At 48.9% G+C, this 20,752-nt stretch carries 13 protein-coding genes, 1 tRNA gene and 4 pseudogenes; 13 read left to right on the top strand and 5 right to left on the bottom strand.

Annotated features, from left to right (window positions below):
- Window positions 1-173: 173 nt before the first annotated feature.
- Window positions 174-3,371 (bottom strand): annotated as a pseudogene (locus tag NNO04_RS20395) (RHS repeat-associated core domain-containing protein); the annotation flags it as partial.
- Here NNO04_RS20395 and NNO04_RS20390 point away from each other — a divergent pair.
- A pseudogene (locus NNO04_RS20390) lies at window positions 3,369-3,464 on the top strand (hypothetical protein); the annotation flags it as partial. The pseudogenes NNO04_RS20395 and NNO04_RS20390 sit on opposite strands and share 3 nt — an antisense overlap.
- A 152-nt stretch (window positions 3,465-3,616) precedes the next feature.
- Here NNO04_RS20390 and cbl read toward each other — a convergent pair.
- Both cbl and nac read right to left on the bottom strand, forming a co-directional pair.
- Window positions 3,617-4,567: an HTH-type transcriptional regulator Cbl gene (gene cbl / locus NNO04_RS20385; RefSeq protein ID WP_271446208.1), complete on the bottom strand. Its 951-nt coding sequence runs from the start codon at window positions 4,565-4,567 to the stop codon at window positions 3,617-3,619.
- Between the two features lie 101 nt (window positions 4,568-4,668).
- The gene (nac, locus tag NNO04_RS20380) at window positions 4,669-5,586 is read right to left on the bottom strand and encodes a nitrogen assimilation transcriptional regulator NAC (protein ID WP_271446207.1); all 918 of its coding nucleotides are present in this window, start codon (window positions 5,584-5,586) and stop codon (window positions 4,669-4,671) included.
- 326 nt (window positions 5,587-5,912) lie between these two features.
- Between nac and NNO04_RS20375 the strand changes: the two genes are divergently transcribed.
- A tRNA-Asn gene (locus tag NNO04_RS20375) sits at window positions 5,913-5,988 on the top strand.
- A 349-nt stretch (window positions 5,989-6,337) separates the two neighbouring features.
- On the opposite strand, the gene NNO04_RS20370 is transcribed toward NNO04_RS20375, so the two are convergent.
- Window positions 6,338-7,222, bottom strand: coding sequence for a LysR family transcriptional regulator (locus tag NNO04_RS20370; protein WP_271446206.1), 885 nt, complete (start codon window positions 7,220-7,222; stop codon window positions 6,338-6,340).
- 206 nt (window positions 7,223-7,428) lie between these two features.
- Between NNO04_RS20370 and NNO04_RS20365 the strand changes: the two genes are divergently transcribed.
- The 5 genes and pseudogenes from NNO04_RS20365 to NNO04_RS20350 form a co-directional block, all read left to right on the top strand.
- Window positions 7,429-8,751: an MFS transporter gene (locus tag NNO04_RS20365; RefSeq protein WP_271446205.1), complete on the top strand. Its 1,323-nt coding sequence runs from the start codon at window positions 7,429-7,431 to the stop codon at window positions 8,749-8,751.
- A 71-nt stretch (window positions 8,752-8,822) separates the two neighbouring features.
- Entirely contained in the window at window positions 8,823-9,812 is a 990-nt protein-coding gene (locus NNO04_RS20360) for an agmatinase (protein WP_271446204.1), read from the top strand.
- 585 nt (window positions 9,813-10,397) lie between these two features.
- A complete protein-coding gene (locus NNO04_RS20355; protein WP_271446203.1) occupies window positions 10,398-10,739 on the top strand; it encodes a copper-binding protein in 342 nt (113 codons plus the stop codon).
- Window positions 10,740-11,184: 445 nt separating this feature from the next.
- Window positions 11,185-11,497, top strand: a pseudogene (locus tag NNO04_RS22945) (IS3 family transposase); the annotation flags it as partial.
- A pseudogene (locus tag NNO04_RS20350) lies at window positions 11,483-11,716 on the top strand (transposase); the annotation flags it as partial. The pseudogenes NNO04_RS22945 and NNO04_RS20350, both read left to right, overlap by 15 nt.
- Window positions 11,717-11,837: 121 nt before the next feature.
- Here NNO04_RS20350 and NNO04_RS20345 read toward each other — a convergent pair.
- Window positions 11,838-13,067 carry an ROK family transcriptional regulator gene (locus NNO04_RS20345; RefSeq protein WP_271446202.1) on the bottom strand — a complete coding sequence of 410 codons (1,230 nt, stop codon included), beginning with the start codon at window positions 13,065-13,067 and terminating at the stop codon, window positions 11,838-11,840.
- A gap of 369 nt (window positions 13,068-13,436) precedes the next feature.
- Between NNO04_RS20345 and NNO04_RS20340 the strand changes: the two genes are divergently transcribed.
- The 6 genes from NNO04_RS20340 to NNO04_RS20315 all read left to right on the top strand — a co-directional run bounded on the left by NNO04_RS20340 (window position 13,437) and on the right by NNO04_RS20315 (window position 20,717).
- Window positions 13,437-14,426: an ROK family protein gene (locus NNO04_RS20340; RefSeq protein ID WP_271446201.1), complete on the top strand. Its 990-nt coding sequence runs from the start codon at window positions 13,437-13,439 to the stop codon at window positions 14,424-14,426.
- Window positions 14,423-15,088 (top strand): D-sedoheptulose-7-phosphate isomerase, encoded by a 666-nt coding sequence (locus NNO04_RS20335; protein ID WP_271446200.1) that lies wholly within the window; start codon window positions 14,423-14,425, stop codon window positions 15,086-15,088. Before NNO04_RS20340 ends, NNO04_RS20335 begins: the two co-directional genes overlap by 4 nt.
- A 38-nt stretch (window positions 15,089-15,126) precedes the next feature.
- Window positions 15,127-16,074 (top strand): D-allose transporter substrate-binding protein, encoded by a 948-nt coding sequence (gene alsB, locus NNO04_RS20330; protein ID WP_271446199.1) that lies wholly within the window; start codon window positions 15,127-15,129, stop codon window positions 16,072-16,074.
- A gap of 76 nt (window positions 16,075-16,150) precedes the next feature.
- Window positions 16,151-17,662, top strand: a complete 1,512-nt coding sequence (locus tag NNO04_RS20325) for a sugar ABC transporter ATP-binding protein (RefSeq protein WP_271446198.1) — start codon at window positions 16,151-16,153, stop codon at window positions 17,660-17,662.
- 26 nt (window positions 17,663-17,688) lie between these two features.
- Window positions 17,689-18,678 (top strand): D-allose ABC transporter permease, encoded by a 990-nt coding sequence (alsC, locus tag NNO04_RS20320; RefSeq protein WP_271446197.1) that lies wholly within the window; start codon window positions 17,689-17,691, stop codon window positions 18,676-18,678.
- A gap of 542 nt (window positions 18,679-19,220) precedes the next feature.
- Window positions 19,221-20,717, top strand: a complete 1,497-nt coding sequence (locus tag NNO04_RS20315; RefSeq protein ID WP_271446196.1) for a C69 family dipeptidase — start codon at window positions 19,221-19,223, stop codon at window positions 20,715-20,717.
- The last annotated feature ends 35 nt before the right edge of the window (window positions 20,718-20,752 follow it).

Raw genomic sequence — 20,752 nt, 5'->3', positions numbered from 1 at the left:
GATTTGATCCTGAACCTCAATATATATAACTTCCGATTCTTCAAATACATCACGAGAAACAGAAATATACCGAGGAGGGTCCAAATCAACCCATAGAGTCACAGCATAAAGTCCATCGTCCTCAAAATCTTTATCAACCAGAATGTTTAAAGCCTCCATATCAAATCTCATTATCAACATCCTCCGCCATTGTTCTTGAAACCTTTACCACCCTCACGAACTTTATTGAAATCATTTCCTTTAAAATTATATGTATTCCCAGTAACCTTTTCATGGATCGTAAGTTCATCAAGTCCCAAATGTTGTGCCATATTTTTTAGACTTCGCTTACAGAAGCCGCAGATTTCCTTACCCTCAATAGTTAAAGTTGCCGAACCACCACGAAGCCCCGCATCATGTGCCTGTAGCATCGCATCAATTTCAGCATGCATATCAAACCGACTATTATTTGGGCCAGACATTCCCGAAAGAGTAGGGCCATCAATTCGCGGAGCACGCTCGGTTGGGTTCGCACCAGTAAATACCTGACCTGCCATTTCAAAAATAGCATCAACTGTAGCCAATCCCAGCGGATCAATCCAGCTAATCGGATTCGGCGCATACTGGTAAAGATTCAGCCCCCCACGGATCGAAATCGGATCCTGACTTACGAATCTTCCACACTCCGGCGCGTAATACCTGAACAGATTATAATGCAGTCCTGTCTCTTCATCAAAATACTGTCCTGGCAGGCGCAGCGGCTGATGATAATACGCCCCGCTGTTGCTGATATCTCCCCGGTTTTCACCAAATCCCGCCTGGTAGCCCGCCCACACCAGCGTCCCGTCCGCTGTGGTCACCTCCTGTACCGTGCCCGTCAGGTCCGTGTGGTAATACCAGATTTTCCGGCTTTCTCCGCGCCCCGTGATGGCCGCCACCGGCGTGTATGGCTGTTCCGCGTCGTACAGGTACGTCCGCTTTCCCTGCCACGTTGTCTCCTGCAACAGCCGGAACCCTTCCCACACAAACGTCGTCCTGCTTTTCTCCCTCCGCTCCGAATGGCGGTCATATGTCACCTTGCTGATGCGCCGGCCCAGCGCGTCATACTGATACCGCGTCTCGCTGTTGCTGCTGATAACCCGCGTTAACTGGCCCTGCGCGTTCCACTCCAGTTGCTGCCCGCGCCGCTCTGACAGTTCGCCCCATTCGTTGTAACGGTAACAGTCACGCCCGTAACCCGGCAGGCGGTTATCCATCACTGCGCTCTGGTGCTCGTCCGTCAGCAGGTTGCCGGCTTTGTCGTAATAATAATGGCCATGGTCGTACATCTGACCCGTGCGACTGGTCAGCCAGCCGCTGCGGTCATAGCTGAACACCAGGCAACCGCGCAGTTTGTCATTAATGCCGCCGACTTCGCCGTCTGCGTTCCAGAGGTAATCCCGCGCCGTCACACTGTCGCCCTGCGCCGGGGGGTTACCTGCCTGATATGGGTTCTGGCTGCCACTTATCAGGCTGCGCTGCCAGCTTAACCGGTTGTCCGCGTTGTAGCCGCTGAACGTCGTCAGCGCCCCCTGGGTGCGCATCACCTGCCGGTGCAGGCTGTCACGCTCATATTCGCTCACCGTGATACCGTCCAGCGCCGTCTGGAGCAGATGTCCGCTGCCGTAGTAAAGATGGCTGAGGTGCTGCCCGTCCGGCAGCGTGATATCCGTGCGATTGCCCAGCGCGTCACGCTGGTATCTGATGCTGCCGTGCACGCTGTGCTCTGCCGTCAGCCACCCGCTGCGGTCATACGCAAAACACACCCTGTCCGCCTGCATATGGTGCAGCCGCCCCCCTTCCTCCGTNGGNGTGAGCGTCACTTCCGTTATCTGGTCAAGGCGGTTATAGCTGAAGGTGCGCGTACTGTGCAGCGTGTCACTGCGCAACAGGCGGCCCAGCGCGTCACGCGCCTGCCGCTCATCACGCACCCCGCCCTCTGTACCCTGCGTCTGGATGATGACCGGGAACCCGCCCGCATTCAGCACGAACATCCGTATCAGCCCGTCCGGGCGCTGTTCTCCCGTCAGCCGTCCGTCCGTGTCGTAACTGAAGCGGTACTGCGCCCCGTTGCCGTTGCTCAGACTGGCAACCCGGCCCTCCGCCGTGTACTGCCAGCGCGTCTCCCGCTGCTCTTCATCCGTGTGGCGCGCCAGCAGCCCGCGAGGCGTATACTGCCAGGACTGCACGCTGCCCGTGATGCGGCGGTGGCTGCTCAGTAACCCCAGCGCGTTCCAGGTGTAGCGGTCCTGCTGTTTACCGGGGTGGCTGACTGTCTCCGGCAGCCCCAGACGGTTATAGCGGATGCGTACCGTTTTCCCTTCCGCATCCGTCACCGCCGTCAGGTTACCGTTTTCATCGTATTCATAATGCGTGGTACGGTCGGAGCAGTCGGTGTAATGCGTCAGCTGGCCGCGCGCATCATGCGCCAGCAGCACCCTGCCACCCCGCGCATCCGTGCGGCTGACCGCCTGCCCCTGTTCGTCATACCCGTAAAGCGTGACGCGCCCTTCCGGGTCCGTCTCCTGTAGCACCTGCCCGTGCCCGTTGTATTCCGCCTTCCAGATGTGGTCATCATCCAGCGCGCGGCGCGTGATTTCATCAAAACTGCCGTTCCACTGCGTCTGTGTCACCCTGCCTGCCGGGTCAGTCTCTTTCACCACCCGGCTCAGGGTGTCGTATTCCAGCGCCACCCTGCGCCCGCCGGGCAGTTCTGCGTCAGTGATGAAGTGGTTTTCGTTATACGTGAAGCGGTACATCCCACCGCCCGGCGTCTGATGGGCTGTGATATAGGTCTCTTTATCAAACCACCACTGCCACGTCTGCTCCGATCTGCCGGTAATAACTGTATGCCCGCCCCCGAAATCGTAATTAAAGCGGTAGTGCTCGCCGTCGCTGGATCTGTGCTCCACCACGCGGGGAAAACCCTCAATATCTTCCCAGCGATAAGTACAGGTAAATCCCGCCGCATTACGGTGCTCTGCCATCAGGCCGTTTTCATACGCAAACTGGCGCACTGTCACACCGGCCCGGTTCACCACGCCAGTGAGTTGTCCGTTATCGTCATAACGATATTCCACCAGGTTGCCGGGACGCCCGCCCGCCACCAGTTCAATGTGTGACAGGCGCTCACCTGCTGGCGTCATCGTGCGGTGCAACAGCAGATGGTGCCCGCTGCTGGATACCACCCGCACCAGCCTGCCATTCTCACGCCCGAAAGCAATGCGCTGGCGATGTGGTGCCTCCATAAAAAGCAACGGGGCAATGCCCTGATCGTCAAATTCGTCAAACACATAATAACTGCGGTCGGTGTAATGCAGCACATAGCGACCGTCATGCAGGCGACTCAGGTACTGCGCCAGACAGAACGGTTGGTGGGAAAACGGTTTTCGGAAGTGATCAACGAAATTCCTGCGGAGCTACTAGAGAAGTGGGATGCGCAGTAGTAGCTGAAGTCACCAATGATGATGATGCTTTTCTTGCATTGAAGTGTTCTACAACTAGCCGTTATCCCGGAGGCCGCTGATAGCGGCCTCACAGTGAAGTCCGGAAATGTCCACGATTGCAGGGAGCAGTCCATCTTATTGGGCTGTTTGTTTTATATCTGATAATCGATAACACTCTCGTCAGATTCCATCACCTGTCGTTTAATATCCTCAACGGACAACCCTGCATTACATAACTCAATGAAACGCCAGACGTAATTACGTTGTAACTGCCCGCGCTTCAGACCGAGCCAAACCGTGTTGGCATCAAATAAATGGCGGGTATCGAGACGAGTCAGCGCCCCCTCTTCCTGCTCACCACTTGATTGCTCAGCCACCAGACCTATCCCCAGTCCCAGCCCCACATACGTTTTTATGACATCGGAATCCTGAGCACTCAGGACGATATCAGGAAGTAGTCCTTTGCGGGTGAACGCTTCATCAATGCGGGAACGCCCGGTAATCCCTTGCCTGTAAGTGATCAACGGCCAGTGTGCAATTGACTCCAGGGTTAAGGGTAAAGCGTGAACAAGCGGGTGATCGTGAGGAACCAACAGACTGTGGTACCAGCGAAACCAGGGGAACGCGACGAGCAGAGGGTCATTGCTTAACCGTTCACTGGCAATCCCAATGTCGGCCCCTCCGCTATGCAACAACCCTTCAATCTCTTGCGGTGTCCCCTGAATTAATTCCAGACGAACGTCCGGAAATAACTCACGGAAAGCCTTGATGACTTCCGGCAGGCTGTATCGCGCCTGGGTGTGCGTAGTTGCAATCGTTAAAACACCGGAGGTGTCGTTGGTAAACAAATCTGCAAGTCGGCGGACATTACTGGCTTCATTGAGAATTCGCTCGGCGATCACCAGCAGCGCTTTACCGGGCTCCGTCATTCCGAGCAGGCGTTTACCGCGACGGATAAAAATCTCAATCCCCAGTTCGTCTTCAAGTTCACGAATATGCCGACTCACCCCCGACTGAGAGGTATAGAGCATATTGGCGACCTCCGTCAGGTTATAGTCCTGACGGGCCGCCTCGCGGATTATTTTTAGTTGCTGAAAATTCACACTTCACTCCGGAAACATCAGACATTGCGTTATTGTTAAAGTCTGCTGCCCGGCATAACAAATAATAAAAACCCGCATCTTATTCCACTGAGGAATAACGCTTAACTCACCAGCAACAGTTCCCGATTTTCCAGGGTTGGATGGCTCACCAGCGACATCAAAATCTCTTTTACCGCCAGAGCCTGTGGTGACAAGCTCCCTCTGGCTTGCGTATTCAGCGACAAAGGTAAACTCATGGAGGGGACCGTAATACGCGCCATCCAGCCATTCGCCACACTGCTCAGAGCGCGGGCTGCCGACTCAGGCAAAACGGTCACTCCCATCCCGCTGGCAATTGCCGCCGTTAATATGGCGATGGATTCAATTTCACCGATCACTTTCACCGTCAGACGACGTAACGAAAAAGCTTCATCCACACGCAAGCGAATCGCGCTGTAGTCCCGTGGAAGAAACAGATTCATCTCAGCAATCGCCGTTAAATCGACACTCTGCCCGGGGCAATCACAGGTTCCCACCAGGAACAGATCTTCCTTGAGCAGAGGTTGGCTGGTAATACCGTCGTTTGGAGAGCATTCATACAACACAGCCATATCCAGTTGGCCGTTGAGCAATTTGTCATTCAGTACCGCGCCGCTATTTTCATGTAAGTAGACCCGTACATCAGGTAATTCGGCGCGAACCGCCTGAAGCAGCGGCATGGTTATAGAAGAGGCGGCGGTCCCTGGCGCAAGGCCAATAGAAACCTGTCCGCTAAGGGTCTGGCCGACGTTATTCACCGCCAGATGGGCTTGCTCGCACTGGCGTAGTATCGTCCGCGCATGCGTGTAGAGAATTTTTCCAGCCTCAGTAGGCGTTACGCCCCGCTTGGTTCGAATCAACAGTTGTTGATCCAGTTCCCCTTCCAGCGTTGCGACCTGCTGGCTAAGTGCAGGTTGCGCGATATGTAGCACTTCAGCAGCCTGAGTCAGGCTACCAATATCGACGATTTTTACGAAGTATTTCAGCCGTCTGAAATTCATTTTGCCTCCTGTCCGGAACGCCAGCCCTGGTGCTGGTAACCGTGTAAGGAAGGTTTTGCAAGATGCTTGCCAGTTTCTGTCAATTGACAACACGTACTCTAATTTGTTGTTAAGCAAGGTATTATGCCTTTGAGACAATCTTATAAACCCAATCGATCATGTTGTTCTGCTCCATCACAGGTAAAAGCGCACCAGATCAGGGCAAAACGGGAAACTGCCCGAAAGTTCATCGCTTTGTTGATTTTGTCGGCAAACGAACGCGAAATCATATTTCCCCCTTTGACAACCCAAACTCTCGCCGCTAATATGCGCCTCGTTCACACGATTCCTCTGTAGTTCAGTCGGTAGAACGGCGGACTGTTAATCCGTATGTCACTGGTTCGAGTCCAGTCAGAGGAGCCAAATTCTTGTTTTCAGGCGTACTTATAAAGCTCAGTTAGATTAGGTTTCAATAAGTTAGCGTGGAAATCTTTCGCGATGCGTATCTGGTTTTCCCTGCGCATCCGGTGAAATTGGTGGTCAGATTGGTTCTGATATCGGAGTGCCCCCCAAATATCCTTTAACGATTCAAAGATACGCAACTTAAAACCTACATTTGAACCCATCAAAGTGTCTGATTTGCACGGTCTGTATTTGTTTGTCAATCCAGGTAGGAATCGGCGTTGCTGATTTACACCTGAATTGAAACGAGAGGCCTTGTGTTAAGTCACAGGACGCTGCCATTTCATCCAGACGATTGGACGCACAGTCTTTACAAGTGTGAACAATGTAAGATTTTCAGGAGCTCCAGAAAACGAATACCGCTGGGAGGAAGTGGTCGGCAACTGTCAGTGACTGCACAAAATTTCACTGTAAAATCAGGAGATTCTGCCACTACATTTAGTCCCCAGACTTGTGGCAGGAGTTCTGCGTAATGCCGGGGAAGAATTCCACAGTATCGCCCGCTCCTGAGCAGCAACGCCACTGAGTCCAGTCCGATTGCGTCAGGACCCTGGATAAACCCATGATCTGACAGCGCACTGGAGACAAAAGGCTGGCCAACCCGATTAACTAAAGGTAGGTGGGTTCTAACATTGTTAGCGTCATTTGATGCATAAATGAAATGGGGTTCGTCAAAAAGTTCGACGTAACGAAGTGAGGGGGATCTTACATGAACTCCCTGAATGGCAACATGAATCCGTCGTTCTTGCAGTGCACGGGCCAATTCGTTTAGCGGGAGTGTATGAATCTCTAAATGTATTCCAGGAGCTGCCTGAAGTAGTTGATTCAGTGCATCTGCAACATGGCAGTCCGGATTACTAAACGCATTATCCGTAATCCCTATTGAAAGATCTCCGGTGACAAGTCCGCGCAGAACATCAACCCCTGGTTTAATGCGATCCAGAGCATCAAGCGCTTCGGACGTGAGTCTGAGCACCATTCTACCCGCTTCCGTAAGTTCGAATCCCTGAGGTCCTCTGGTACAAAGTGATGTCCCAAGTTTGACCTCAACGTCTTTAATTCGCCGACTGATTGTTGCACGACTCATACGCAGACGCTGCTCTGCCGCACTAAATCCTCCCACTTCAGCAGCAACCCGAAAGATCCGCAAAGCTTTAAGATCCTTTTCAACCAGCGACCCCGTCAATTCAGACATTGTGGTTTTATTTTTTGTAATCATGGTCTCGAATATTGTTAGTTTTCAGCGTGGCAGTTAACCGATAGATTGCATGTTTATCAGCCAGACGTAAATACAAACCCGATTCATGTGGTGGAAATGCCTGAGAGCGGGGGCTGAGTCTGCAGTTGGGTAAATGTGAACAAAGAGATTCTCTGAAACTACATATAATTATTGGAGGCGCAATGAGAGTATTAGCACCTGCAGCAATTTTAGCGGATAAACCGACCCGTTATCGATGGTTCCTGGTTTTCATGGCTTTTATCGCGATTGTTACAAACTATATGGATAGGGCCAACCTTTCGCTGGCGCTTCCCTATATGAAAGATGAATTTGGATTAACGTCTGCGGAGGCAGGATTTATTCTAGGCGCTTTTTTCTGGACCTATGCTTTATTTCAGATTCCAGCAGGAATGCTGGTCGACAGATTTGGTTCAAAAATTGTTCTTGCCGTTGCGGTTGTGTGGTGGTCAGCATTCACAATGGCGACAAGCGTGGTTCGTACCAGTGCCGGATTACTTGGGGTTCGCCTGATGCTCGGTGTGGGTGAGGCAGGCGCTTTTCCTGCCGCCACAAAGTTCGTCGAACGCTGGTTTCCTCCCGGTGAACGGGGCATGGCTACAGGGATCTATGACAGTGGAGCCCGGGGAGGAACTCTGATTGCCATCCCTGTTTGCACAGCACTTATTGCGGGTTTTGGATGGCAGGCATCATTTTTAGTAACAGGCCTGATTGGTATCATTTGGGTTGTAGTGTGGATGTTTATGGCGAGTGAGTATCCATCACAAAGCAGGTTTGTGAACCGTGCTGAAGTTCAGCATATCCAGGGGGAAATAAAGGATGAGCGAATTTCAACTGTGCGGATCCGCTGGCGGGTGTTACTCAAAACCAGGGCCATCTGGGCTATGGCTCTTGGATTAGCATGCCAAAGCTATGTTATTTACTTTTTTATTACCTGGTATCCCACTTATCTTGTCAATGAACGAGGATTCTCAATGCTGCAACTGGGATTCTTCGGTGTTCTTCCAGGGATTGCGGGCTTCATAGGTTCGTTCGTGGGCGGCTGGGCATCCGACAAAATTGCAAACAGTGGTTATGGAATTGGTGTGGGTCGCAAAGTTTGTATTGTTATTGGAATGATGCTGAGTGCATCCATTGGTCTTGCTGGCTTCGCAACACAGGCATGGCTCGCGCTTGCGCTGCTTTCTCTTGCATTTTTTGGGGTATCTGCAGCGACATCCAGTATGCTCGCGCTCCCGGCAGATGTATCGCCGCCTGGCTCCAAATCTATTGTTGGCACCATCGCGGGTTTCCAGAACAGTATTGCAAACTTTGCAGGAATAGCCAGTCCGGTCATTATTGGATATTTGAAAGATCAAACAGGTTCATTTGCTCCTGGACTTTTATCAGCATCGTTCGCTGCATTAGTTGGATGCCTGATTTATATATTCATGCTCGGTCCAGTTAAACCAGATATTTTCAATCACGCCATTGAGGATAAAGAGTAAAACCGTATTTAGACTGTTCCGGATTTATTTTTTATATATCTTTATCTCAAAATACAAAGAAGGTGTATTAAATGAGCATTCCTTTGACAATTCCCCCCTCAAAGAAACACCAAAGTTTTCTTTGGTCACCAATATGTACAGATCTTAATAATCTTAATGCGCATATAGCGATTCTTGGCATTCCTTTTGGCCAGGCGTATTCAGCAGATCATATTAGTAATGATCAAAGCCGTGCCCCGGATGCCATCAGGGCCATGAGTGACCGTATCTGCCGTCAACTCCACCATTACGACTTTGATGTTGGTGGGCCTGTTTACGATAACCGTGATCTGAAGGTAATTGATGTAGGTAATGTTTTTGCGGACCCAACCGATCTTTCCAGCCATTCAGTCAGAACCGAGCAAGCCGTAAGAAAAATATTGGCGGCGGGTGCAATGCCTGTCATCCTGGGAGGAGATCATGGCATACCTATCCCGGTTCTGCGCGCTTACGATGATTATGGCCCCATTACACTGATCCACGTGGATGCACATCTGGACTGGCGTGATGATGTCAACGGCGTCCGTGAAGGTCTCTCCAGCCCTATTCGACGCGCCTCTGAGATGGCACATATCGGTGAAATCTTCCAGCTTGGACTAAGAGCTCAGGGCAGTGGCCGTCCGGAAGAATATGATGCAGCGATAGCGTATGGCGCGCATATCTATACAGCGTATGATATCCACGATAACGGTATTGAGTCCGTGATAGATGCTATTCCTGATGGTGGTCGTTATTATCTGACAATTGATGCTGATGGTCTCGATCCTTCAATCATGCCAGGAGTGGCTGGCCCAGCGCTGGGGGGACTCACTTATATCCAAATGCGAAAATTGATTCACGGACTGGTGAAAAAAGGAAGAGTCGTGGGGATGGATATTGTAGAGATCTGTCCATCACTCGACGTCAATAACATAAGCTGTATTACTGCGGGACGTTTAATCGTTAATCTTATTGGTAGTGCTGTTCGGGCTAATTATTTTGATGCTCCCAGTATCTTTACCAACTCTGATCTCTTACGTTGATATGTCATTTTGATAATTTGATATTTCATACCGGGCCAACAGGCCCGGTATGAACATGCCGACTGCATTTTCGTTCTCCAGAGTGGCCCAGAAAATGATTGTCGCTCCACTCTCCTGCAAAACAGAATACAGGTGAAGTATAGCGCCCTTTACTCAGCAGCGATGAAATGGGTTTCGATTGCATGCTACGTAACAATGCAAGCAGTGCTTCCCGGATAAGATATGAAAGAGGCATGTGTTCGATGCGTTGATTAGCGGTTCACAAGTATGACTCTTGTTTAATTAATATAACGATGATTCTGTCAGGCATTTTCGTTGATTCAAAATAACCCAATATTATACGACTCCGTCGCTTCAACTTTTTTCAGAAATCAGGAAAAGGTTCCTGACGGATGCCGCCCCATTGAGCATCATCGACTTTAAAACAGGCCCCTTTTCATCCCCAATCTTTAATGACATATGTGTCACCCTTCAGTCATGCTCCCAACCAAATCCCCCCTTTATAATCAATCAAATCCAGGCGTTATCCCTCTTAGGGATAGCGTCTACCCTCAACATTTCGATGTTTAATTTGGAGTATACAACATGAAAAAATTAGTTATCGCAGCGGTTCTAACCCTCAGTACCGTATCATCAGTCTGGGCTTCCCAGTTAACCAAGCCGGCAATGGATATGAATCAGCACATACAAAGCATGATTGCACATGAGACCATGAACAATGGCAGTGCTGATGCACACCAGCAAATGGCTGAAATGCACCAAAAAATGATGGGCAAGCAGGCACAGGAAAATACAGTCAGTATTGCGAAACCATTTTCTGCCATGAATGAGCATCAGCAGGCGGCCATTGCTCATTCCTTCACAAAAAATGGTCAGTCTGGTCCCCATGAACAGCAATCAGAGCAACATATGCAAATGTTGCAGTAAGACCATGACTCATTCAGCGAATATATAGACCTGAAGTCCTCTGGCAGGCGGATTTGGTGCCAGTGTCAAATCACTTTTTGGATTACTGGACATTACCCAATAATATCGGAAATCAGGACGCTGTACTGGCCCATCAGAGCAGCGTCCATCCCGCCAAACATTGTGTGTCATATATAGAAACTACTTCCACTGTTCCTATGTCTCCTGCATAGGCCAGCCACGGACATCCCGGATTCGAACTGCATCAGAATGACAATGATCTGGCTGTTTGTGAATCCTGGCATTTTATGGAAAACCTCCTGCATTCCGGTTTTAACCCTACCCCGAAAACCACGACACCGTCGTTCCGGGGGCAATGTGTTGTTGAGCAATAGCTATGTTTTCTTGAACTGTACGCCGTCAACCTCACTGACAGCTGGCTGCAGGAAAAATGATGCCAGTAACCCCTGCCCCTCCTTTGCAGGTTTCTCTTAACCCGGATGAACGTGAGGGGCCTGAACAACTGCGCGCTGAAGTGGCTTATCTTTAAAAGCTGCAGGCCTTACTCAGGGAAAAAAGCACGTCAAAACACTGGATAAAACGCAGATCGTGAAAGAGTTAAGGCAGCACTTCCCTCTGCGCGCCTGTTAAAAGCGGTAGGGCTAGCGAGAAGAACGTTCTACTGGCAACTGGCCAGTGGTATAAAACCAGACAAATATGCTGATGATAAACGCCGAATTTTAGCGTTGTTCCATAAACATAAAGGACGGTATGGGTATCTGAAGGGTAAAAGCAGTTTGATGCTTTACGAACAATTTGGCGCTTGAAGTTCAAATACCGAAACAGGGGGGTTTTGGTGCCGAGGGTACTATGTAGATACGGTTGGCAAAAATGCGACGAAGATACAAGAATACATAAAGCAGCAACAGGGAGAGGACAAAATGGGTAAGCAGTTGTCGATCCCGTATCCGGGTAGCCCGTTTACGGGTCGTAAGTAACCTATAAATGCAAATGTCAGATGCGATGCACTTGCCAGGGCGTAGCTGGTAACAGAGCCTTATAGGCGCATATGAAACACCTCCGGCTATGCCGGAGGATATTTATTTTTCTGTTTGATAATTAATTCTGCAATGTTACTCCAGGAGTCAGTTTAATCTGACCGTTGAAAACATGTTCGCTGATCACCGCAATTGCCCCAATCAACGGCGCACTGCCACCAAAGACAGAATGAACAATCGACACCTTTCTATTTTCATTAAATCCAGGTGCGTTATTAATATTCAGCATCAACGTCTCTTCGATCAAACCACCCGCAACATTTTTCTCATAACCGATAATAATAAAGTCGCTATCGATCAATGACAGCGTGTTGATCAGTGACCATGTCAGATACAGGCAGAACTCCTCCAGCACGCTAACGGCCAACTGATCCTTCTGATGAGCAGCATCAATAATATCAGCCAACGTCGGCGCATCCTGCTGAACAAGCCGTGATTCGGGATTCAGAGCGGCCTGCGTAGTGATTCGTTTTCTCAAATTATGAATATTGGTATAGTAATCCAGGCAACCACGATTGCCGCAAGAGCAGAACGGTCCTTCGAAGTTAATCGACGTATGGCCAATTTCACCACTTTGCCCGACATTACCAGTATGTATTCTACCGTTCAGTACCAGACCAGCCCCGATACCATTCATCAGGTGCACATAAATATAATTTGCACACGCTTTCCCAATTCCGTAAAGTTTTTCCGCGAGTGCTGCGGCATTAGCATCATTAATCAGAAACACTGGTGCCTCTGTTAATTCACCAATCACTTTCACCGCATTGAAATGATAAATCCTGCCAAACTCAGGTGGATGTAAAAGAACCCCTTCATTTTCATCAAGTGGCCCAATAGAAGATATTCCAGTGCCAATCACTCGTCGCGAGGTATGCTTCAATGCCAATGTGTACTGCTCTGATATTAGTGCTTTGAGGGTGTCATTATTCAGTTCAGCAGGATACTCAGCGGTATTTTTATAAATAACATTCCCGGTAAGGTCGCCAATCACCGTGGTTAATACATCCCTGCGGATCAGCACGCCCAAAATACAGGGAGAATCTGGCGAAATCATTAACAAGACAGGTTTACGTCCTGTCTGATAATCGTCAGGGAGCTGTTGTGATTCCGCAACCAGGTCTTCAGCAATCATATCCTGGATAAGATTCGATAGCGTCATCTTGGTTAATCCCGTATGTCGGGCAAGCTCAGCACGAGACATCATTTTGTTGGTTGCCAGCAAGCGTAAAACAGACAGTCGATTAGCCTCCCTTACGTCATTGATATTAAATCCTTTTTTCTTATTCATTAAGGGATACCCTTTCTGTTCATGACAAGAGAATCGTCGTTAAGCTGTCACAATACCACACTGGCGCAGATTGTAATCTTCCCTGGAACCTTGCGTATTGCGAAGCCCGCCATCAATTTTGCTCACTGGTGGATCATTGAAAGTATCGTCATATTATAAACAATAATAACTCAACATACTGATAGATATATAAATTCAATTTTACAATCCACGGATGTGAAGTTTATCACACATTGCTAAAAAAATGCACACAAGTTAGTAAATCAAGTTTACCAACTATTTTGTTTACGCTATAAATCCTGCCAATTGTCCCTGTTAGCCACCGTTACGCGGCTGATAGTCAGCTAAATTTTATTTCCCTGAGGCTATATGAACCAGAAAATCATCGGCGTGGATATCGGCGGAACAAAATGTGCAATCTCCCTTGGGGCTATTACGGGAAACGGGATTACGCTTATTGATAAGCATATTTTCAATACTGGGGAAAGCATTTATGTAGATAGAATAATTGGCGAAATCATTTTATCCATCAGTGAATTATTGCACCGAAATGCGTTAACTGAAAAACAGATGGATGCTATTGGAATCAGTTGTGGCGGCCCATTAAATGTTAAAGAAGGACTTATTTTATCACCGCCAAATTTGATTGGCTGGGATAACATTGCCATCGTTAATATTCTGCAAAATCATTTTAATGTGCCCGTAAAGTTACAAAATGATGCCAATGCTTGCACTCTTGCAGAATGGCGATTTGGCGCAGCTCGCGGCTATGAGAACGCGGTGTTTTTAACCTTTGGTACCGGGCTGGGCGCGGGTCTGATCCTTAATGGAAAACTCTATTCCGGCAGTAACGACATGGCTGGCGAAGTGGGCCATATTCGCCTGGCGGAGCATGGACCAGTGGGTTATGGAAAAATGGGGTCTTTTGAAGGATTTTGCAGTGGTGGTGGCATTGCGCAGTTAGCAAAGAGCAAAGTGTACGAGAAACTCCAGGTTGGTCAGCCCGTGGCATTTTGCCCCAATGTCCATGACCTCGAACATCTGGATGCGCGTATCGTTGCCGACGCGGCGCGGGAAGGTGATGAGCTGGCTCGGGAAATCTATCGCCTCAGTGGCGAATCTCTGGGCAAAGGCCTGGCCATTATCATCGATATTCTTAACCCACAGGTTATCGTGATCGGCGGTATTTTCACCCGCTGCCAGGACCTGCTATGGCCAGCCGCCAGCGCGATACTCTCTCGCGAATGCCTCCCCTCATCATTGGCGGAGTGCCTGGTGGTAGCTGCAAAGCTTGGTGACAATGTAGGAGATTACGCCGCACTGGCCGTGGCTATCAACGATCAGGCGGTGTGCGCATGAAAAACATGACACAGCGTATTCTGCAACAAACGATGAATGATAATCCTGCACTGCTGGAGTGCGAAACTGCAATCATCAGCGTCCTGGAACGTTTGTTGGTCTGCTTTTGCCAGGGTGGAAAACTATTGATCTGCGGCAACGGCGGCAGTGCCTCAGACTGTGAGCATATTGTCGGTGAATTGATGAAAGGATTTATCTTACCGCGACAACTGCCTGATAGCTTGAAAGAAAAAATCACCACCGCCTGGCCAGCACAAGGGGACTACCTCTGCAACCATCTACAAGGGGCATTACCGGCAATTTCACTGGTAAGCCATACCAGCTTAAGCACAGCATTTATTAATGATGTCGCTGCCGACATGGTTTTCGCCCAGCAAGTGTACGGCTATGGCAAACCCGGCGATATGCTACTGGCGCTGAGCACTTCCGGCAATGCGACAAACGTCGCCAATGCTGTGCGCATCGCGGAAATCTGTAGCATGGAAACCATTTCTATCACCGGAAGCAAAGGAGGAGAACTCGCTCACCTCGCCAACTATCCCATTCGTTTACCTGCGGAAAAAACCTACCGTATTCAGGAAATGACGCTGGTGGTCTATCACTGCCTGTGCGCGATGCTGGAAATGGAAATTTTCTCCCCTAACGATTCTGTATCTCTGTAAACCGACCCTGAACGTAACAATAATAAAAGGAATGCACCATGAAATTACGTAACGCTGCTCTCTCTTGCGTACTGTTATCGCTTATGTCGCAGTCCGCTATGGCTGCTGATGTTGCGGTTATCCTGAAATCCCTGTCAGATCCATTTTTCCTTTCAATAAAGCAAGGCGTTGAGGAAGAGGCCCAAAAACGTGGCGTCACCGTCGATTTCTTTGCACCTGTCAGCGATGCAGATCCACAGGGTCAGCAACGTTTGCTCGAAGATGCAGTAAACAAAAACTACAAAGGGATCGCCCTCGCCCCAATCTCACCAGTCAGTCTGGTGCGCGCGATTGCCAAAGCTAACAAGAAAGGTATCTACGTCGTCAATATTGATGAGAAGGTTGATATTCCACAGTTACGTTCAGTAGGGGGCAGCATTGTTGGTTATACCGGTACTGATAACGTGCTGCTGGGTGAAAAAGCGGGCAAATACATCGTTAAGCAACTTGGCGAGGAAGGTGGAAAAGTCGCGATTATAGAGGGAAAACCGGGCTATTTTGCCAGTGAAACCCGTAAAACAGGGGTGAGCAACGGCCTCAAAACCGGCCCGAAAGTCACTATCGTCACCAGCCAACCCGGTGATTGGGATCGCGTTAAGGCGATGGACGTTACAGCAAATATTCTGCAGCGTTATCCGGATGTTCGCGCGATCTATTCCGCTAATGATGTGATGTCGCTGGGCGTTGTTCAGGCAGTAAAAAATGCCGGGAAACTCGACAAAGTGATGGTTGTGGGAACCGATGCCTCACCCGAGGCGCGTGACTCCATTAAACGCGGTGAATTGACCGCATCAATTGCCCAGAACCCGCAAGCTATTGGTGCAGCAGGACTTGATATGTTGCTTGACGCTATTACCACCAAACCACCGATGGACCCAAACGCTGAGCCGAAATTCGTGCCAGTGGATACCTATATCATGACCAAAAACGGCAGAGTGGACGAGTAATGTCAACGGCATAACCCTCACCGGGTTATGCCGTTACTCCGCAATGGTGATGCCCACTTTTTCAATGAGGTAGATTATGACCCGGCTCGTCGCGGTGAAGAATGTAGTGAAAAAGTTTTCCGGGACCGTCGCACTTAAAGATGTCACGTTTGACATTGAAGCTGGCGAAGTGCATGTCTTGTTGGGGGAAAATGGCGCGGGTAAATCGACGCTGATGAAGGTTCTGTCAGGCATTTACGCCCCAACGTCCGGCAAAATTTTACTTGGCGAACAATCCTGGGACGCATTGACGCCAGCCCAGTCGCGAGAGTTTGGCATCAGGCTGATATACCAGGAACTGTCGGTTATTGATCATCTCTCTATCGAAGAAAATTTGTTTGTGGGCAGTATCCCCACCAAAAAAGTGCTCGGCGTCTCCGTCGTTGATCACAAATTGATGCGTGAAAAGGCCAGCAAAGTGATGGCGCGCGTTGGTCTGACACCGCCACCTCAAACACTGGTCAGTACGCTTTCCATCTCGGAAAAACAGCAGGTCGAAATTGCCAAAGCCCTGGTAGAAGAACCGCGCGTTATTATTATGGATGAACCCACGTCATCGCTAAATGATGAGGAAGTAGCGCGACTATTCGCTATTATTAACGATCTTCGCCGGTCGGGCATTGGCATTGTATACATCTCCCACAAGTTGAAAGAGATCCCCGTTATCGGCGATCGTGTCTCAGTATTGAAAGATGGCTGCTACGTCGGCACCTGGGATGCGAAAACTACTCCCATCGAAACGTTGGTCGCCCGCATGGTAGGCCGTGAGTTAAGTCATGTCCGTCCCGATACACAAAATATCAACAAAAATGATATTGTGTTTGACGTTAACGCGTTGTCATCCAGAGATGGCTGTGTCAATAACGTCTCGTTTGAACTTTATCGGGGTGAAATTCTCGGTTTTGCCGGACTGATGGGAGCTGGGCGCAGCGAACTCATGGAAACGATTTTCGGTGTACGTCCTAAAAGTCACGGTCAACTTACACTAAATAATAAGTCACTGAATATAAACAATCCTACTGATGCCATCCGTGCTGGAATTGCATTTGTTACAGAAGATCGCCGCCGTACCGGTTTTTTCCACAATTTTAGTGTCGCGGAAAATATCTCGATTTTGCCATTTATTAAAGCTGCACGGCGAGCGCTGTCGCTGGAACGTCTGGATTACCAGGCTGAAAATAAAATGGGAGAACACTATAAAACAGCGCTGAATATCCGTTGTACCTCCTCAAAACAGGCTATTACACAACTTTCTGGCGGCAACCAGCAAAAAGCTATCATTGCCAAATGGTTGGCGGCAAAAAGCGATCTGTTTATTTTTGATGAACCAACACGCGGTATTGATATCGGGGCAAAGGCTGAGATCTATACCATTCTTCGTGATTTAGCCCGCAGTGGCTGCGGAATTATTGTCGTTTCATCCGAATTGCCAGAACTGTTGTCTGTCTGTGATCGCATCGCTGTATATCGCCATGGACAGATTGTGACCTTTATGGACAACCGGGATGCCACAGAAGAAAAAATTATGCATGCCGCCACGGTGTGTTGATCGGAATTTTGATGACGGAGTACCCTATGAATAAGACTAATGCAATTATGCCAGCAGTGAAAAAACCGTCGCGCAATTTCTCCACTCTGTGGCAGGAGTATGGCATCGTCGGCGTATTGATCTGCTTGTTCGCTATTTCTGGTATCCTCTCACCGCAATATTTCCTAACCAGTGATAACTTAATTCAGATCTTGTTGCAAAGTTCAGTTATGGTTTTGCTGGCCTGCGGCGTTTTTTTTACCATTCTGATCGCGGGGATTGATTTGTCGGTCGGTTCGATTCTGGCACTGACCGGGATGGTGACCGCACAAATGATGATGGCAGGTTGTCCATTCTGGATAGCAATTATCGTCGGTGGGGTGATGCTTGGCGCGCTGCTGGGACTCATCAACGGTTTCCTTGTTAATATGACCGGATTGCATCCATTTATTATCACGCTTGGCACTGTTGCAGTATACCGTGGACTGACGCTGATTCTCTCCGATGCACGTTCGGTATTCGGTTTTGATCCGGCGTTCGGCGACGTAATTGCCGGAACCGTACTTTCGATCCCAGTGCCAGTAATCATTGCTTTACTTATGGCCGTCATTCTGTGGTTTATTACCCGCCATACAAAACTTGGTCGTAATATATATGCTATCGGTGGTAACGCCCAAGCTGCATGGTTTTCAGGGATTAATATTAAGTACCATACCCTGGTAGTATTTATGATTTCCGGTATTTGTGCGGGAATATCAGGAGTGATTACGGTTGCCCGTACCGCCGCAGCGGAGCCGAATGCAGGGGTGGGATTCGAGACTTTTGCTATTGCCTCGGCCATTATTGGTGGTACCAGCTTCTTTGGTGGTCGCGGACGAGTCTTTGGTGTCGTGGTCGGTGGGCTGATTATCGGTGTGATCAGCAATATACTTAACCTGATGAATGTACAAACCTACTATCAACAGATCGTTATGGGAGCATTGATTATCGTAGCGGTGACGATTGATAAGCTGATCAGTAGCCACGACAATAAATAATCGAAGATCTTTGTATGTCAGAGTTAGAAGTATCTCTAACTCTGACTCATAATTTTGATAATATACCTTCCAAAGCGACGCCTCTTCACTGAGTTCATTTCAGCAACCAGGAGAGTATGCTAATGCAGAAATATGACTCTGCGTGAAAGTCATCCTCCTGCATCGAAAAATTACTCTAATATTCTGCCTTTCATTCATTTTGTTTTCCAATAATCACATGAAAGTCTCCAGATATAGATTCAGTTCTTTCTAAGCTGTGCGGCATTGGGATATGCGTCACTGAAATCATCTTTACGTCATTGCTATTCTTCGACTCTGTTTGGGTAACATCCTGAATACCTCAATATCCTCTGCGTAATAATTAAGCGAAACGGACCTGTTATTTAGTCCAGAAGACTGAGATACGCGGGCAGATATTTGGAGAAAACGCGGGCAGACGCGTTTGTCTCTCTGGCGAATGACGCGAGGTCAGTCGAAGCGTCATCGCGCTTAAGGAAGCAGTGTGTTTCCGGTCTATTTATAACGGAAAAAAGGGAGTTAGCATGTCGATTTTTAAAAAGTGCCTTATTGCACTGTCAATAAACGTAGCGGTCGTTTCATCGGGTATCGCCTGCACAACACTGTTGGTCGGAAATGAAGCGTCCGCGGATGGCTCCATGATGGTTGCCCGCAGTGCAGACAGCGATGCCATGAAAGCGCAGCATTTCCTGATTCATCCGGCGAAAAAAAACCAAACCGGGGTATACAGTACCAAAGAACATAACGGCGCGAATAATTTCACCTGGCCATTACCGAAGAATTCCTTGCGTTATACCACCGTCCCAAACTGGAAAACCCAGTTACATGGCGCAACGGGCTTTAACGAAGCGGGTGTCGGGGTAAGTGGCACAGAATCTATTTTTGCCTCACCACAAGCACTGGCATTTGATCCCTATGTTGAAGATGTCGGCATTACTGAAGATGATATTCCAGACGTTCTTCTTTCTCAGACAAAAACCGCACGGGAAGCCATCGCGTTGCTTGGCCATATTATTGAAACCGTAGGCGCTGGCGAAGGTTTTGGTGTTGCCGTTGTCGATGATAATGAAGTCTGGTATCTGGAAACCGCAACCGGACATCAGTGGATGGCACAACGTCTTCCTTCCAGCCAATATTTTGCATCAGGAAATCAGGGACGTTTACAGGCTTATGATGCAAAAGATCCTAATTTTATGGGCTCAAAAAACCTGATTGAATTTGCCACGGAAAAAGGTCTTTATGATCAGAAACGTGACGGGGCATTTAATTTCTCCAAAGCCTATACCCGTGATGATGAACGTGATCGGACGTATAACGACCCACGCGTCTGGACTATTCAGAAGCAATTCACACCTTCACTGAAGCAGGATGTCGCAGCCGGTAGACAGTTCCCGGTCTTCGCCACGCCTGAGAAAAAAATGACGCTGGATGACGTTAAAGCCGTCCTGCGCGATCATTACGAAGGCACCGAACATGATCCCTATTCAAACGGCCTGAATGGAAAAGAACCCTGGCGTCCGGTAAGCGTTTTCCGTACCTATGAAGCGCACGTTATGCAGGTCCGCCCGTGGTTGCCGAAGGAAATCGGCGAAGTGAGTTATATTGGCCTCGGCATGGCCGATCTCACCGCATTTGTCCCCTACTACAGCGGATTAAAAGCCTATCCTGCCAACTATAGTATCGGTACTGATAAAGCGGACAGTCAGTCAATTTACTGGAAATACCGTAAATTACAGACGCTGACGATGACGGATTATCCGAAACTCGCTCCTATCGTTAAACGTGCGTACAAAGACTGGGAAGATAAGGTCGCGAAAGAACAGAAAGAGGTCGAAGCCGAGTATCTGAAAATGGCAAAAACCAATAAAGACGCCGCCAATAAAATGCTGAACGACTTTAATTTACGCGTGATGGCCGACGCCGAGAAACTGACTGAGTCGTTAACAAATCAGCTTTTCACCCTACGTACCAAGGATATTCAGTCCGATATCTTCTTTGCGAATGCCGCCAAAAAAGACTAACGGAAAACAGTCCCCCCCCCCAAAGCCGGATACCC

It is taken from the genome of Citrobacter sp. Awk 4 (genome assembly GCF_028069725.1).
In the GTDB taxonomy this organism is placed as follows: domain Bacteria; phylum Pseudomonadota; class Gammaproteobacteria; order Enterobacterales; family Enterobacteriaceae; genus Citrobacter_D.
Note: the sequence above shows the minus strand (reverse complement) of the source record. Positions and strands in the feature narration are given on the sequence as shown.